Here is a 16,050-nt window from a genome sequence, read left to right as displayed (position 1 = left end):
TCTATGCCATACTGACTCGCTCAGGTTTCTGTATCGAGCGTGCAACAAGATGGAAAAGATCGTGGTCCGGGGTGCTCGCACCCACAACCTCAAGAACATCAATCTGACCCTGCCCCGGGACAAGCTGATCGTGGTCACCGGCCTCTCCGGTTCGGGCAAATCCTCTCTGGCGTTCGATACCCTCTATGCCGAGGGGCAGCGCCGCTATGTGGAGTCCCTCTCCGCCTATGCCCGCCAGTTCCTCTCCTTGATGGAGAAGCCGGACGTCGACCATATCGAGGGGCTCTCGCCCGCCATCTCCATCGAACAGAAGTCCACCTCCCACAACCCGCGCTCGACCGTTGGTACCATCACCGAGATCTACGACTACCTGCGTCTGCTGTTCGCCCGGGTTGGTGAGCCGCGCTGCCCGACCCACGCCATTCCGCTCGCCGCCCAGACCATCAGCCAGATGGTGGATCAGGTGCTGGCTCAACCGGAGGGGAGCAAGCTGATGCTGCTGGCCCCGGTGGTGCGCGATCGCAAGGGGGAGCACACCAAGCTGCTGGAGAATCTGGCGGCCCAGGGCTACATCCGTGCCCGTATCGACGGCGAGGTGTGCGATCTCTCCGATCCTCCGACTCTGGAGCTGCACAAGAAGCACACCATCGAGGTGGTGGTGGATCGCTTCAAGGTGCGCGAGGACCTTGCCTTGCGTTTGGCCGAGTCGTTCGAGACGGCGCTGACCCTCTCCGGCGGCATCGTACTGGTAGTGCCGATGGATGGTGAAGAGGGGGTTACCCCCATGACCTTCTCCGCCAACTTCGCCTGCCCGGAGTGCGGCTACTCCATGTCGGAGCTGGAGCCGCGCATCTTCTCCTTCAACAACCCGGCCGGAGCCTGCCCGACTTGTGACGGCCTCGGGGTGCAGCAATATTTCGACCCGGCCAAGGTGATCGGCGATCCTGCCATAAGTCTGGCCAACGGCGCCATCCGTGGTTGGGACAAGCGCAGCTTCTACTACTTCCAGATGCTCAAATCCCTCTCCGAGCACTACAAGTTCGATCTGGAGACGCCGTGGGAGGATCTGCCGGTCAAGACCCAGGAGGTGATCCTGCGCGGCTCCGGTCGCACCGAGATCGAGTTCCGCTACATGAACGATCGCGGCGACGTGGTGGTGCGCAAGCACCCGTTCGAGGGGATCCTGCACAACATGGAGCGGCGCTACCGGGAGACCGAGTCCAACTCTGTGCGCGAAGAGCTCTCCAAATACATCGCCAACAAGTCTTGTACCAGCTGCGGTGGCAGCCGACTGCGGGAGGAGGCGCGCCACGTCTTCGTCGACAACCGCAACCTGCCGGCCATCGCCGAGCAGTCCATCGGCGATGCGCTCGCCTTTTTCGAAGGGCTGAACCTCACCGGCCAGCGCGCCCAGATTGCCGAGAAAATATTGAAAGAGATCGTCGAGCGGCTCGGTTTCCTGGTGAACGTCGGTCTCAACTATCTGAGCCTGTCGCGCAGTGCCGAGACCCTCTCCGGCGGTGAAGCGCAGCGGATCCGGCTGGCCAGCCAGATTGGTGCTGGTCTGGTAGGTGTCATGTATGTGCTGGACGAACCGTCCATCGGTTTGCATCAGCGCGACAACGAGCGGTTGCTCAAGACCCTCACCCATCTGCGCGATCTGGGCAATACCGTGATCGTGGTGGAGCACGACGAGGATGCCATTCGTCTCGCCGACCATGTGCTGGATATCGGCCCGGGGGCGGGTGTGCATGGCGGCGAAATTGTTGCGCAGGGCACCCCCCAGCAGATTATCGACAATCCGGAGTCGCTGACCGGTGACTACCTCTCCGGCCGCAAGCAGATCGCCATTCCGGCCGAGCGCACCCCGCTTACCGGCAAGTGGCTGAAACTCAAGGGGGCGAGCGGCAACAACCTGCGCAACGTCAACCTGGATCTGCCCATCGGAGTGATGACCTGCGTTACAGGCGTCTCCGGTTCCGGCAAGTCGACCCTGATCAACGACACCCTGTTCCGCATCACCCACCGCGAGCTCAACAAGGCGACCGAGTCCACCCCGGCACCCTATCGCAGCGTCGAGGGGCTGGAGCATCTGGACAAGGTGGTGGATATCGACCAGAGCCCCATCGGCCGTACCCCGCGCTCCAACCCGGCCACCTATACCGGTCTGTTTACCCCGATCCGCGAGCTGCTCTCCGGCACCCAGGAGGCGCGTTCACGCGGCTACCAGCCGGGCCGCTTCTCCTTCAACGTGAAAGGGGGTCGCTGCGAGGCGTGCCAGGGGGATGGGGTCATCAAGGTAGAGATGCACTTCCTGCCGGATGTCTACGTGCCGTGCGATGTCTGCAAGGGCAAGCGCTACAACCGCGAGACGCTGGAGGTGAAGTACAAGGGCAAGAACATCCACGAAATCCTCGAGATGACGGTGGAAGATGCCCGCGAGTTCTTCGATCCGGTGCCGGCAGTGGCGCGCAAGCTGCAGACCCTGATGGACGTGGGCCTCTCCTATATCCGCCTCGGCCAGTCTGCTACTACCTTGTCGGGCGGCGAGGCGCAGCGGGTCAAGCTGGCGCGGGAGCTCTCCAAGCGGGACACCGGTCAGACTCTCTACATTCTGGATGAGCCGACCACCGGGCTGCACTTCCACGACATCCAGCAACTGCTCAAGGTACTGCACCAGTTGCGGGATCGCGGCAACACCATCGTCATCATCGAGCACAATCTTGATGTGGTAAAAACTGCCGACTGGATCGTCGATTTGGGACCGGAGGGAGGCGCCGGTGGTGGCCGCATTCTGGTGACGGGGACGCCGGAAGAGATTTGCACTAATAAAGAGTCTCATACAGCTCGTTTTTTGCGGCCACTATTGGCGCGATAAGCCGTTATAATCGAGGGGCCTTTGGCCCCTTTTTGTTATAAAAATCGGGAGCATAGGGGGAAGCTCGTCAAGTGTGGGCAGGCTTGGCATCTCAGCATCATGGTAATGGATATATCGGGTTATGGCTCAGGCTCCGCGCACGATTGATCATCAGTTGGCTTACTCCATGTTCCCCATCTGGCTGGGGGCGATCCTGCTATTGCTGGTCCTGCTGGCGTGGGCCCAGATCCCGGCCGCCAGCCGGATTGAAGAGCAGCGAATGAAGGAGCATCTGCTGCGCGTGACCAAGGCGGTTCAGGCGGATGTGGCAGCTCTGGATGCATTCAGTCGGGATTGGGGCATCTGGGATGACAGTCACCGTTTTGTGGACAACAAAAGCAGGGGGTACATCGAATCCAACCTGTTCAGTGATATGCCGATGCGGGATTTTAGTCTCAACCTGATGAGCTTCATGGATCTCACCGGCTACGAAATCTGGACGCGCACCCTGCTACCCGATGCGCCGGGGATCAATCCGGACCAGTTTCCCTACTTCCTTGATGAACTGAAAAAGCAGTTGAGAGAACGCTCGGTGGCACAAGGGGGCATTAATCTGCACGGGATCCGCGCTTCCCAGTGGGGGCCGCTAATGTACTCGTGGCAGCCGATCAGAAACAGTGACGAGTCGGCACCGTTCAACGGTTTCTTGCTGGTTGTACGTTGGCTCGACAAGGCTTATCTCGAGCAGGTATCGGAGCGTACCGCGCTGCCTCTGGCGATTTCCCACGCCAATCTGGATGTCACCGCTACCTTCAAACCACTGAAACCGCAAATAACGTATCGCCTGATTGACCTTGGGCTGACCCGGCTCAGGGGAGAGGTGCGACTGCTCAACAGCGATAACCAGCCGGTGCTGACTCTGGTGATTGAGGAGGAGAGAAAGATCTTTAGTGGCGTCATGGAGGGGGCGCTCTGGACCTTTATCGGCATGCTGTTTATCAGTTTTATCTGCGTCATGATCGCCATGTACCGGCTCAACAGCATTGTGCTCACCCCGTTGCAGCAGCTGGTGTCGGCGCTGCAACGCTTTGGCGATCGGCCAGATGCCACTTTGATCCCCTATATCGACAGCAGCGCCGAGATGGCGACCCTGAGCGGCAAGTTCAAGGAGATGGCCAGCAAGGTCAGTCAGCAACACGATGATTTGTTGGAAAAATCCAGCCAGATGGAGATGGCTGCATTCACCGACCCCTTGACCCGTTGTTTCAATCGTCGCTATCTCGATGGCTGGTTGCAGGCCAACCGGGCCAAACCTTGTCTGTTATTGCTGCTGGATCTGGATCATTTCAAGCGGATCAATGACCGCCTTGGCCATGACATCGGGGATCTGGTGCTGAAACAGTTGGCGGATCTGCTGCGCAAGGTGGTGACAGGAGAGCGCGAGCCTATCATCCGGCTGGGCGGGGAGGAGTTCTTGTTGCTGCTACAAGTGGATGACGAGCAAGAGTTGGCGCTGCGGGTCGAATATCTGCGCCAGCGTGTCGCTCAGCACCGCTTTGGCAGAGAGGATGCGCCACTCTGGTTGACGGTGTCGCTGGGGTTCTGCCGCTATCCGTTGCACCCGGAGTACCAGGATTCATTCTGGAGTCATAGCTTCAAACTGGCGGACATGGCGCTGTATCAGGCCAAAGTCGGCGGGCGAAATCGGTGGTGTGGCTACGCTGGTCCCCTCTCTGCGGAGGGAATGGGCCAGACTCCGGAACAGCTTGCCGAAGGGGGGAATATCACCCTGCTGCACTCTGTCAATCCGGATTAACCCTGCCGTACCAATACCAGATAGGCCAGGGCGACAATAAAACCGAGCAGGATAAAGAGAAAGGATCCGATTCCCCACACGGCCGCGAGAAAGGCCCCCACCTTTTGCCATTTCGACTCATTTTTCATAAATAAACCATTACTTACCAGTAACTTGTATGGCGCAAAAAATACGCTGATTTACCCATATAAACAACAATTAATCGCCGCACTGCCGTGCAATAAGATGTGGTTTGTTTGCTCCTTTTGGCACTGGATGCGGGTAGTTACAACCTGTCGAAACAGGTATTTCAGCTTGTTGTCTGGGGACTCAACGAGATTGGGATGGCACGCAAAGATGTCACACCAATCGATTTATTTCTGTGCAACCTTTGCTCCAAGTCAATAACTTTGCATTTACAAGGGCATATAGTCAGCGGGCTTACAGCATCAAATGAAAACAAAAAAGGGATTACGTGATGAAAAAATTACTTCCTCTGATGATTGCCGCTGCAGTGACCTCTCCTTTCGCCATGGCCCATCAGGCTGGTGATATTCTGGTTCGTGGTGGTTTGGCCATCGTTTCTCCTCAGGAGAGCAGTGACAATGTATTGGGTACCGGTGAATTTGAGATTAACAGTAATCAACAGCTTGGCCTGACCCTCGGTTATATGATCACCGACAACTGGGGTGTTGAGTTGCTGGCTGCAACCCCATTCTCCCATAGAGTGAGTACTCGCGATCTTGGTGAGATTGCCAAGGTTAAACATCTGCCTCCAACATTGATGGCCCAGTACTATTTTGGCGATGCCCAGAGCAAGGTTCGCCCGTATGTTGGTGTGGGTGTGAACTACACCACCTTCTTTGATGAGAAGGGGGTGGGAGCACTTGATGGTGCCAATATCAGCCTTGACGACTCTTGGGGTCTGGCAGGTCAGGTCGGTATCGATATGGCGGTTACAGATCGCTGGTTTGTAAACGGTTCAGCCTGGATCATGGATATCGATACAGATGTTAAAGTTGATGGTGTTGGCACCTTCAAAACGCATATCGACCCGATGGCCTTTATGGTGGGTGTTGGCTACCGCTTCTAATGATTCTGACTGCGGTTCTGAACGGACCGCGGAAGATAGCAAAGTACGTCTCTTTCAGCCCGGCTTGTGCCGGGCTTTTTTCGTATGGCTGATTTTGTCTGGACTGTGACCCAACCCGATACAAATCAATTAAATACCTGCCGCTTTATTTCAGTTATTCGCCACCCCTGCCGATAGTGACTATGTTCACTTTACCTTCCCCCAATGAGTGAGGATGTCTCCATGGGCTTATCTATCGTGCAGCGGATCATCGCCGGATTCGTGTTGATGCTGCTGTTGCTGATCCTGCTTGGTGTGATCAGTACCTTTAAAATCAAGGGTATAAATGACGGCCTCTCTGCCGTATCTGACCGGGCAACCCCGCTGGTAGTTGCTGTCGCAGGTCTCAAGGGGGCACTGCAGGATAGTAACCGCTGGGTGCTGGTCTACCGCACCAGTGAAGATGCCGCCCAGTTGCCGCAGCTGGCCAATCAGTTCAAGGAGCAGCAGAACCGCTTCGCCCAGCTGAGTCAGGAGATGGGTAAATTTACCGACGTAGCGGATGCTCGTGCCCGCTTCCAGCAGGTCGAGAGTGCTACCACCCAATTTTATGGCTTGGCGGATCAGGTGTTGGCCCAGCATCGGCAGTGGGTCAGTGCACTGGAGCAGCGCCACAAGTTGGAGATGGAATTTATCCGCCTTGAGGATACCTACCAGTGGGCGGCGGATCTGCTGCTGCAACAGACCGCCAGCAAGCGCTCCATGCGCAACAAGGCGGAGCTCATTACCTCGGGTATCGCCCGCGACCTGAAGAATATCCGCCGTGCCGATGCCAAAACCGACCTGAACGAGCTGGAAAAGGTGTTGAGCAAGGACATCGAGATGGCCCGCAAGCGGTTGGAGCGGGTGCTGGTGCCCGATGATGTGAAAGCGCGCTTTGTCTCCAATCTGGATCGGATGCAGGAGCTGGCACTTGGCGCTCAGGGCTTGCTGGCAACCATGCGTCAGGCTCAGCAACTGGCGCTGTCGCTGGCCACGCAAAATCAGCAGCTGGATGCCAGTCTGGTCAACAGCCTCAATTTGCTCGATGAGATGGGCAAGTCCGCCGGGGCCATTGCCAGCGACAGCCGGATCAACGCCGATGCGGCGGTCAGCAGTGCCAGCTTCTGGATCCTGGTGGTTGCCGCGATGTCGGCCGCTGCCGCGCTGGTGATCGGCTATACCACTGCGCGCAGCATTCAGCGCCCGTTGCAGATGATCAACAAGGAGCTCGATTACATGGCGGCCGGTGACATGACCCGTCGCATCAACTACCGCAGCAGTTGCGAATTTGGCAGCCTCTCTCGCTCCATCGATACGCTGGCGGGCAAGACCGGTGAACTACTCTCTCAAATCAATGCGGGCTCCCGTCATCTGGTGGATGAGGCGAGCCGCGCCGCCGAGATCAGCGAACGGGCCATGTCCCGGGTACAGGAGCAGAAGAGCCAGACCGATCAGGTGGCCGCCGCCATTACCGAGCTGGAAGTGAGCGCCACCGAGGTGGCCCGCTCTACCGATGGCACCAAGCGGGAAGTGGATCTGGCCGATGAAGAGGCGCGCAATGGTCGCCAGAAAGTGGCCACCACTCGCCGGATCACCGAGCAGCTGGCTGGCGCCATGGAGGAGGCGGTCGGCATCACCTACAAGCTGGGCGAATTCAGCAACAACATCGGCAGCATTCTCGATGTGATCCGCAGTATTGCCGAGCAGACCAACCTGCTGGCCTTGAACGCCGCCATCGAAGCTGCCCGTGCTGGCGATGCCGGCCGCGGTTTCGCGGTGGTAGCCGATGAGGTGCGGGCGCTGGCCAATCGCACCCAGACTTCGACCGAAGAGATCCAGGGGATGATTGAGAACCTGCAGAGCTCCAGCAAGCATGTGGTTGAAGTGATGGGGCGTAGCCAGGAGCAGACCCAGAGCTGTGTCGATCAGACCCGAGAGATGGATGTGGCGCTGCAATCCATTGCCGAGCGGATGGGGGCCATCAAGTCGATGGCGGATCAGGTGGCCCATGCCGCTCAGGAGCAGATCTCCGTCAGTCAGGGGGTCGCTCGTCATATCGCCGGTATTGCCGATGTGGCATACGAGACAGAGCGGGAGGCGCGCGAATCCGCCAGCAGCAGCGAAGTGTTGGCCGACCTGGTCGCCAAACAGCAGCAATTGATCGCACATTTCAAGGTCTAGGAGGGCTTATGTCTAAAAAGTGGATTGGAGCCCTGAGTCTCCTGTTGTGTGGCCAGCTGATGGCCAGCGAGCTGGTGATTGAAAGCTGGCGAACCGATGACAAGGCGTTGTGGGAGCAGAAGATTATCCCGGCGTTTGAAGCGGCGCATCCCGGCATCAAGGTGAGTTTTCATCCGGTGCAGAACGTCAACTACATGCCCACTCTGTGGGAGAGCCTGAAAGGGGGCAAGGCGGGGGATCTCATTACCTGTCGTCCGTTTGATGACTCGCTCGCCCTGTTCAAGGCAGGCCATCTGGCCGAGCTGACCGAAATGGCGGGGATGGAGAACTTCCCGAGTTTTGCTCAGTCACCCTGGCAGACCGACTCCGGTGCCCAGACCTTCTGTGTACCCATGGCCTCGGTGATCCATGGCTTCTTCTATAACAAGAAGATTTTCAGTGAGTTGGGGATCACCTTGCCGCAAACCCGCGACCAGTTCTTCGCCGTGCTGGACAAGATCAAGGCGGACGGTCGCTATGTGCCGCTGGCCATGAGTGGTTCCGAGAGCTGGGTTGCCTCCGAACTGGGGTTCCAGAACATTGGCCCCAACTACTGGAAAGGGGAGGACGGCCGTCTGGCACTGATCGGCGGGCAGGAGCGGTTGGACAACCCGCAATATGTGAAGGTGTTCGACGAGCTGGCCCGCTGGCGTTCCTACCTCGGTGAAGGTGGCGAGAGCCGCGATTATGCGACCAGTAACGAGCTGTTCACCTCCGGCAAGGCTGCCTTCTATGTGGCGGGCTCCTGGGAGATTGCCCCCTTCACCGGCAAGGTCGATTTTGGCGTCATGCGTCCGCCGGTGGCCAAACAGGGTGATGGCTGTTTCTTTACCGACCACACCGATATCGGTATGGGGATGAATCCGGCCAGCAAGAATAAAGTGGGGGCAATGGCTTTCCTGCAGTGGCTGACGACGCCGCAATTTGCCGAGCTCTATACCAACTCGTTGCCGGGATTCTTCTCCCTCTCCAACCACTTCTTCGATGTCACCAATCCGGCGGCTAAAGAGATGATGGAGTGGCGCGATCAGTGTGACTCGACCATTCGGGTCGCGACCCAGATCCTCTCCCGTGGTACGCCCAAGTTGGGGGATGAACTGGCCGAGGTGAGTCAGGCTGTGCTGCTTGGCAAGATGGAGCCCAAGGCTGCCGCGGATCGACTGGAAAGTGGCTTGAAGGGCTGGTATGCCCCTCATCAGGGCAACAAGGCCAAGAGCGTGGATTGTCAGTGTGATGCGGTTGCTCCTGCTCCTGCTCCTGCTTCGGCTTCAGCGCCAGCGACTGAGGTGTCCGCAGCTCCCGCGACCAGTGAAACGCCTGCCGTGGTGGCACCCGTAGAACCCGCATCAGCCGCCGCTGCACCATTACCGGCGCCGTCGGATGAGGTGGAGCAGGCGCTCTCCAACGAGCTGGAGGCGCCACAGCTGCCACAGCAATAGGTCATCAGCATCAATAAGAGCGGGAGGCATCAGCCTCCCGTTTTTTATGGCTCGCGGCCAGCATGTATCGCTTTATTGTGCTTCGTGGGGCCAGCGGCAGAGGCTGCCGATGCGGGCTACCGGGGCAAACCCCAGAGAGCGGTAAATGCGCTGGGCATGGTAATGCTCGTCAGCCACTATGATCAGCTGTTTGGCGCGGGACAATCCTGCGCGAGCCACTTGACTCAGTAGCTGGCGGCATAACCCCTGGTTGCGCCACGCATGGTGCGTGCGTACCAACTGGAAGCGCCCAAGTGTGCCGCAAAAGAAGAGGCCGCAGCTGGCGACCAGTTGTCCCTCTTTCCAGATCCCCCACCAGTCCCCGAGACCATCGGCAATCATGGCCTGATAGAGCGCCTGGCGGGATCGCAGATAGGGGAGATAGCTTTGTTCCGAGTGTCCCTCATCCCGTTCATGGAGTTCGAAGTCGAGCCACTCAGGCCAATCAGCTGTGGTGAAGGTGCGTGCCTCAACCTTGTTCATGTCGTCGTGAGGAGGTGGGCAGCTCTGTTCATCCAGCGCCAGTACCACGCACTCCATATATTGGTATCCCGTTGCGACAAAACCGGCGATCCGGCTGTTTTGTCCGGCCGCCAGTGGCCATTGGAAGGTGCGGTGGCGCACTCGAGGATCCTGGCCGATCAGCTGATCAAATGTGGCTTCCAGCCAGCCTTTGTCACGGTCGCTGGGTGGGTTGGGGAGTAGCAGGTAGTTGCCGAAGTAGTAATCGGGAGCATCCGGCGTGCGAACCGCCCAGAACTGATCGTGCTGAACAACCTCGCCCTGATAGCGATCGAACAGCAAGTCGGTGGCAAAGCCGGGGTGGGTATCCATGATGGTGCTCCTGCAAAGACTCATTCTGTTATCGGCAGGAGTGGGAAATAGATGAAAAGGGGCCGGAGAAACCTCCGGCCAAACAATCACACGCAGATTCAGAACGTCCAGGACGATCTGCCCCCATCATAACTCGACTGGGGCAATTTTGGGATGGGCACTTTTCGGTTACGTACCGTTAATTTTGTAAATATGAAGTTCGTCAGATCGGATGTGAGGTAAATCCCTGTTGACTTTGTGTCGTTTTGCTCATAAATATAAAGACGTTTAGACGTCCAAACATCCGTTTTGACGTAGGCTGATGGATTGCAGGACAGGGAGAAGAGCAGATGGGTTTTCACAGTGCACGTCAGGTTGAAGCGCTCAACCAGAGCTTGGCAGATTTGAATGGCGATATATCGGTCAGTTTCGAGTTTTTTCCGCCCAATAGTGAAGGGATGGAGAATACCCTCTGGCAGTCCATCGAACGGCTGAAAGTACTGGAACCCAAGTTCGTCTCCGTCACTTATGGCGCCAACTCCGGCACCCGTGATCGCACCCACAAGGTGATCAAGGACATCAAGGAGCGGACCGGCCTGATTGCGGCGCCGCACCTGACCTGTATCGATGCCAGCCGCGACGAATTGCGCACCATCGCCCGCGACTACTGGAACAGCGGCATTCGTCATATCGTGGCTCTGCGCGGTGACTTGCCGCAGGGGTTGGAGAAGCCGGATATGTATGCCACCGATCTGGTTGCCCTGCTCAAGTCGGAGGCTGACTTCGATATCTCGGTTGCCGCCTACCCGGAAGGGCACCCGGAGGCCAAGAGTGCGCAATCCGACCTGCTCAACCTCAAGCGCAAGATTGATGCTGGTGCCAACCGCGCCATCACTCAGTTCTTCTTCGATGTGGAAACGTATTTGCGCTTTCGGGATCGCTGCGCCGCTATCGGCATCGATGCTGAAATCGTGCCGGGGATCCTGCCGGTCTCCAACTATCAGACCCTGGCCAAGTTTGCCGGTTTTACCAACGTGAAGATCCCGCGCTGGATGCATCAGCGTTTCGAGGGGTTGGATAACGATCAGATGACTCGCAATCTGGTGGGGGCTAGCATCGCCATCGATCAGGTGCGCGTGCTGAGTCAGGAAGGGGTGAAGGATTTCCACTTCTATACCCTGAACCGCTCCGAGCTGACTTATGCCATCTGCCATACTCTGGGGGTTCGTCCCAAGGGTTGACCGGTGGTCACCGCGATAAAAGCAAAAAGCCAATGAGTTGCTCATTGGCTTTTTCGTTATGGCCGATTATCAAGGTCTGGTCGGGGCGATCTCTTTTGGCTCAAGATCGATAACCGCATTACCGGCAGCCCCCGGATACTGGCGATAGACCTGATCCTGCTCCAGTGTGTAGAAGGTATCCAGATAGTCGTCGTTGTTGGTCATCCAGGAGTCGGGCAGTGCCTTGACGATGCGACCGCCGAGATCGAGGAAGGGCAGGGCTTCCGGCACGCCACCCGCGGTAAAGCCGAGTTTGAGAGCTTCAATCAGCAGGGCGCTCAGCTCCTTGTAGTTGACGTTGTCATCCTGCTCCATCATCACCACATCGACGGCACCCCAGCGATAGCGATCCCAGTAAACCAGGATCTGGTTGGGGGTGTAGTCTGTGTTGTCATAGTCGAGGTAGGGCATGTCGACAATATCGACTACTGGTTCATCCCGGCTGGGATTAACCCCTGCGACCACTGCATACACTTCGGCTGCGCCGAGCAGCCAGGGCTCCTGATCATCCTTCAGTCTGATCTTTTTCAGGATACTGGTCTTGAGTGGCGCCGTGCTGGCCGCCACTCGCGGAGCGCTTTGCAGATCAGCATCGGCCAGCGCCTTGCGCATTACCTTCAAGCCTGCGTTTTTGGCTTTGACGGGATCGGCTTCGACTACCAGAACCGGCCGGGCCGGTGCCTTGTCCGCATCCAGATAGACGGGATTGCCAGCGCTGTCGAACGCTTCAATGGCGCTCCAGCTCTTCTCATCTCCACTTGGAACATAGGCGACCAGCGGTTCGACACCCTGTTGCAGTGCGGTGGCCTGATCGGTGTTGGCCAGTCGCAACTGCATCAGTTGCTTGACCTCGCCATCCAGTCCTTGCCGGCTGATGGCCGCCTGGTTGGCATCGCTCGCCTGCCGTTTAAGCCGTGGGCTGGCCTTTTGCAGCAGGTTGGGAAGCGGGCTCTGATATTGCTGATTGCTCAGCAGGGGCAGCAGGTTTTTCTGCTGAAGTGCGAGCTGGCGAGCCAGCTCTCGATCCGTATCGGCAGCCTGGACGCTCGTAGCACCCAATATGGCCAGTAGTAACAAGACAGCCTGATTTTTCATTTTTATACTCCGTTGCATGGAACCTGACAGGGCAACACGTCCGGGAAGATTGGTGCCCTAGCGCCACTAGAAGGAAATTAGTTTCACTTGTGAATCATTTTATCTGGATAGTGTGCAGAGGTTCACGGTTTGAGGTTCAATTGATTCCTTTGTCGATATGATTGGAACTGATAGATAGCCAGACCAATCAGCAGACCCCAGCAGGCTGCCGCGATGCCGAGCAGGCTGATCCCGGACGCGGTAATGATAAAGGTGAGCAGCGCAGCTTCTCGCGCTTCATCCTCTTGTAAGGCAGAGTGCAGGCTGCTGCCGATGGTACCTAGCAGGGCCAAACCAGCGACGCAGGTGACAAGGGCTGCCGGAAAGGCGCTAAACAGGGCTGCGACGGTCGCACCGAAGCAGCCGGTCACGAAATAAAAGCAACCCGCCCATACCGCAGCTGGCCAGCGGCGCTTGGTATCCGGGTCGACCTCTTTGCCCATGCAGATGGCGGCAGTGATGGCGGCCAGATTGAAGGCATAGCCGCCAAAAGGGGCGAGCAGCAGGCCAGTCAGGCCAGTCCAGCTGATCAGCGAGGAGGTGGCAGGCTGATAGCCATGGGCTCGCAAGATGGCAATCCCCGGCATGTTTTGCGATGTCATGGTGACAATGAACAACGGCAGCGCGATACCAAACAGAGCATCAAGGGAGAAGGCTGGCCATGTCCAGACCGGGCTGGCTAGTTGCCAGTGAAGGGTGCCCATTTGCAAATCCTCCCGCACGCTGCAGATCAGCATCCCCACTCCCAGTACCAGCACCATGGTATAGCGGGGCCAGAGATGACGACCCAGCAGGAAGGCCAGCAGCAGGGTGCCAAGCAGCAAGGGATCTTGCGGGGCGACCTTGAACAGATCCAATCCGAATCTGAGCAGCACGCCAGCGAGCATGGCGGCGGCCAGTGGAGCCGGGATATGTTTCATCAAGCGGTCAAACCAGCCGCTGATGCCACACAGAGTGATCAGCAGGGAGGAGATCACAAAGGCGCCGATCGCTTCCGCCAGAGTGAAGTTGCCCAGCGTGGCGATCAGCAGTGCCGCGCCCGGTGTGGACCAGGCGGTCAGTACGGGCATGCGGTAATAAAGAGAGAGGCCGATGCAGCTCACCCCCATGCCGATCCCCAGCGTCCAGAGCCAGGAGGCAACTTGGGCAGTATCAGCACCTGCTGCCGTGGCGGCCTGGATGATCAGGATGACGGAACTTGTGTAGCCGACCATCACGGCGATAAAGCCTGCGATCAGATGGGGGATGGCGAAGGGCATGACTCTTCCTCTTGGCGTTGTGACGCGCTGTGCGTTATTACGTACAATACAGCTTTGACTATATCGCTGTGCGCTATAGCGCACAATGTGCATCGTGCAAGAGTAATAAAGAGGCAGTTATGCAAGAGATGAGTCAGCATCTGGCTGCTCGACTGAAGGGGCTGCGCAGCGAGCGCGGCTGGAGCTTGGATGCCACTGCGCGCGAAACGAGTGTCAGCAAGGCGATGCTGGGGCAGATTGAGCGGGGAGAGTCCAGCCCGACGGTGGCGACGCTGTGGAAGATAGCCACCGGGTTTCGAGTCTCCTTTTCCAGTTTCATTGAGCCCATACCCGCTGCGCAGGCAGAGGTGCTCTATCGCACCGCCGATGCCATTCGCCAGCAGCCAGCGGGAGAGGGCATGCAAGTGGCACCGCTCTTCCCTTATGAAAACCGGTTTGGTTTCGAGTTGCTTGAGCTAACCCTGTTGCCGGGTTACCAGCGTGAATCCGAGCCCCATGAGCCGGGAGTGACCGAGCATGTCATCGTCATCAGCGGCATGATGGAGGTGCTGGTGGAAGGGGAGTGGCGCTCATTTGAGCAAGGGGAGGCGGTGCGTTTTGCTGCGGACCGTCCCCATGGTTATCGCAATCTCGGCATAGCCCCGGCTATTTTCCACAATTTGATCCACTATCCGGTGGCAACACCCTGAACACGTTCCGCAGTCATTAACCCGGACGACCATCTGCTCTGGGGCGGATCAGTATCGGGGTATAGACCCAGACAAACAGACCATAGGCAGCGATCCAGGCAAGCGCGCTGAGGTTCCAGCCATGCAGGGTATAAGCAGGCCAGAACAGGGGAATCGCCACCCGCATTGTGGCGGCAGCGATAACCAGGGCGAATGCGCCAGTGATCCTGCGTCCTACCTGCAAGGCTCGACCGCTATGGCCGAGGGAGACTCGTGCAATCATACCCAGAATCATGGTCCCCATGCAGCCTGCGCTAAGCAGGTGACTGGCCATCGACAACGTGATGGGCTGACCCGCGCTATGTGCCGCAAGTGCGAGCAGGCCAAGAGGGATAAACAGATAGGCGAGATGGAGTGACCACAGCAGGGGATGCGCAAGGGTCGATGGCAGATGCCAACGCAGTTGCCGCCACAGATGCAAACTCGCCGCCACTATATAGAGAGGCACTATATATATGCTGGTGACCCATTGGGTGGGGAGCAGCAGCCAGCAGAGCAAGATAAGCCACTGTGTCGCGAGCGCAGTCCGTTCCAGCCAGAGTCGAGGTGCAGCTTTCTCCTGACCGGTTGCTCGGGCGGTGAAGAACGGAATCACCCTTCCACCCATCACGGCTATGAGGGTGGTAAACAACAGCACCGTTGTGATCAGCAGATGCTCAACGGTGGTCCAATCGGCCTGCCATAACCAGCTGGCGCCATTGAGCAGGGTCAGTATCAACAACAGGGGCACGAAGAAGAGGTTGCGCCATTGCCGGGTTATCAAGATAGGCTTGGCAAGGAACCAGGCGCAAAGCGGCAACCAGAGCAGGTCTGCCAACATCAGAATCGTATTCTCTTCACCCAGCCAGGGTAACAAGGTCCTTGGCAACATCCACACCCCCACCACCATTGCCAATGGCCAGCTCCGAACACCGGGATGGGCCGTCCAGTTCTGCACCGCGGTGAGCAGAAAACCCGCGACGATGGCAGCCCCGAAACCAAACAGCATCTCATGACCATGCCACCAGATTGGGTTGGCAATCCCGGGCAAGGTAAGCCAACCGTTGAGCTGCCCCAGCCAGAGCAACATGGCGACGGCCGCAAAGAGAGCCCCGAACAAGAAGAAGGGTCGGAACCCCAAGCGGAACAGCGAGACGATTTGCTCTTCCTTATGGCTATCGAGGATTTGATGCATGAGGGCATTCCAATTGAACATTTGAGATGGCAATTATAAATTGGCTTTTCAAATGTTCAATTTAAATCCGGCAATAGTCAGGATTGATGCCATTTCGAGCAAAAAAGAGGTGGTTGCTTGATATCTGAGCGAACGAATTTTTTTGATGAAAAAGCCCTTGTCATCCCGGCGCGGCTCCCTATAATGCGCCCCTACCAG

11 protein-coding genes are annotated in these 16,050 nt (G+C 57.7%); 7 read left to right on the top strand and 4 right to left on the bottom strand.

The features are described 5' to 3' along the window. Positions 1–49: 49 nt before the first annotated feature. From uvrA to BN1139_RS18125, 5 genes are all read left to right on the top strand, one after another. Positions 50–2,878, top strand: a complete 2,829-nt coding sequence (uvrA, locus tag BN1139_RS18145) for an excinuclease ABC subunit UvrA (RefSeq protein ID WP_005354999.1) — start codon at positions 50–52, stop codon at positions 2,876–2,878. Between the two features lie 121 nt (positions 2,879–2,999). Then, positions 3,000–4,673: a diguanylate cyclase gene (locus tag BN1139_RS18140; RefSeq protein ID WP_005354998.1), complete on the top strand. Its 1,674-nt coding sequence runs from the start codon at positions 3,000–3,002 to the stop codon at positions 4,671–4,673. 457 nt (positions 4,674–5,130) lie between these two features. Further along, positions 5,131–5,745: an outer membrane protein OmpW gene (gene ompW, locus BN1139_RS18135; RefSeq protein WP_005354990.1), complete on the top strand. Its 615-nt coding sequence runs from the start codon at positions 5,131–5,133 to the stop codon at positions 5,743–5,745. A 222-nt stretch (positions 5,746–5,967) separates the two neighbouring features. After that, the gene (locus tag BN1139_RS18130) at positions 5,968–7,947 is read left to right on the top strand and encodes a HAMP domain-containing methyl-accepting chemotaxis protein (protein WP_005354989.1); all 1,980 of its coding nucleotides are present in this window, start codon (positions 5,968–5,970) and stop codon (positions 7,945–7,947) included. An 8-nt stretch (positions 7,948–7,955) separates the two neighbouring features. Further along, positions 7,956–9,425 carry an ABC transporter substrate-binding protein gene (locus BN1139_RS18125; RefSeq protein WP_005354988.1) on the top strand — a complete coding sequence of 490 codons (1,470 nt, stop codon included), beginning with the start codon at positions 7,956–7,958 and terminating at the stop codon, positions 9,423–9,425. Between the two features lie 72 nt (positions 9,426–9,497). On the opposite strand, the gene BN1139_RS18120 is transcribed toward BN1139_RS18125, so the two are convergent. Next, on the bottom strand, positions 9,498–10,298 hold the full coding sequence (locus BN1139_RS18120; RefSeq protein WP_005354987.1) for a GNAT family N-acetyltransferase: 801 nt from the start codon (positions 10,296–10,298) through the stop codon (positions 9,498–9,500). Positions 10,299–10,627: 329 nt separating this feature from the next. Here BN1139_RS18120 and metF point away from each other — a divergent pair, with 329 nt between their 5' ends. Next, positions 10,628–11,518 carry a methylenetetrahydrofolate reductase gene (gene metF, locus BN1139_RS18115; RefSeq protein ID WP_005340191.1) on the top strand — a complete coding sequence of 297 codons (891 nt, stop codon included), beginning with the start codon at positions 10,628–10,630 and terminating at the stop codon, positions 11,516–11,518. Between the two features lie 69 nt (positions 11,519–11,587). Here metF and BN1139_RS18110 read toward each other — a convergent pair whose 3' ends face one another. Continuing rightward, positions 11,588–12,652 carry a DUF3103 family protein gene (locus tag BN1139_RS18110; protein ID WP_005354986.1) on the bottom strand — a complete coding sequence of 355 codons (1,065 nt, stop codon included), beginning with the start codon at positions 12,650–12,652 and terminating at the stop codon, positions 11,588–11,590. Positions 12,653–12,774: 122 nt separating this feature from the next. Continuing rightward, positions 12,775–13,950: a benzoate/H(+) symporter BenE family transporter gene (locus BN1139_RS18105; protein ID WP_005354985.1), complete on the bottom strand. Its 1,176-nt coding sequence runs from the start codon at positions 13,948–13,950 to the stop codon at positions 12,775–12,777. A gap of 119 nt (positions 13,951–14,069) precedes the next feature. Here BN1139_RS18105 and BN1139_RS18100 point away from each other — a divergent pair, with 119 nt between their 5' ends. Continuing rightward, positions 14,070–14,639 (top strand): helix-turn-helix domain-containing protein, encoded by a 570-nt coding sequence (locus BN1139_RS18100; RefSeq protein ID WP_005354984.1) that lies wholly within the window; start codon positions 14,070–14,072, stop codon positions 14,637–14,639. A 16-nt stretch (positions 14,640–14,655) separates the two neighbouring features. Here BN1139_RS18100 and BN1139_RS18095 read toward each other — a convergent pair whose 3' ends face one another. Beyond that, positions 14,656–15,852, bottom strand: a complete 1,197-nt coding sequence (locus BN1139_RS18095; RefSeq protein WP_005354983.1) for an NnrS family protein — start codon at positions 15,850–15,852, stop codon at positions 14,656–14,658. Positions 15,853–16,050 lie beyond the last annotated feature (198 nt).

It is taken from the genome of Aeromonas veronii bv. veronii (assembly GCF_000820225.1).
Classification (GTDB): domain Bacteria; phylum Pseudomonadota; class Gammaproteobacteria; order Enterobacterales; family Aeromonadaceae; genus Aeromonas; species Aeromonas veronii.
Note: the sequence above shows the minus strand (reverse complement) of the source record. Positions and strands in the feature narration are given on the sequence as shown.

Bases quoted from the DNA above. Each gene is read 5' to 3' on its own strand.
- BN1139_RS18120 (WP_005354987.1), bottom strand. From the start codon at position 10,298: ATGGATACCCACCCCGGCTTTGCCACCGACTTGCTGTTCGATCGCTAT.
- BN1139_RS18130 (WP_005354989.1), top strand. From the start codon at position 5,968: ATGGGCTTATCTATCGTGCAGCGGATCATCGCCGGATTCGTGTTGATG.
- BN1139_RS18110 (WP_005354986.1), bottom strand. From the start codon at position 12,652: ATGAAAAATCAGGCTGTCTTGTTACTACTGGCCATATTGGGTGCTACG.
- BN1139_RS18140 (WP_005354998.1), top strand. From the start codon at position 3,000: ATGGCTCAGGCTCCGCGCACGATTGATCATCAGTTGGCTTACTCCATG.
- uvrA (WP_005354999.1), top strand. From the start codon at position 50: ATGGAAAAGATCGTGGTCCGGGGTGCTCGCACCCACAACCTCAAGAAC.
- BN1139_RS18095 (WP_005354983.1), bottom strand. From the start codon at position 15,852: ATGCATCAAATCCTCGATAGCCATAAGGAAGAGCAAATCGTCTCGCTG.
- BN1139_RS18125 (WP_005354988.1), top strand. From the start codon at position 7,956: ATGTCTAAAAAGTGGATTGGAGCCCTGAGTCTCCTGTTGTGTGGCCAG.
- metF (WP_005340191.1), top strand. From the start codon at position 10,628: ATGGGTTTTCACAGTGCACGTCAGGTTGAAGCGCTCAACCAGAGCTTG.
- ompW (WP_005354990.1), top strand. From the start codon at position 5,131: ATGAAAAAATTACTTCCTCTGATGATTGCCGCTGCAGTGACCTCTCCT.
- BN1139_RS18100 (WP_005354984.1), top strand. From the start codon at position 14,070: ATGCAAGAGATGAGTCAGCATCTGGCTGCTCGACTGAAGGGGCTGCGC.
- BN1139_RS18105 (WP_005354985.1), bottom strand. From the start codon at position 13,950: ATGCCCTTCGCCATCCCCCATCTGATCGCAGGCTTTATCGCCGTGATG.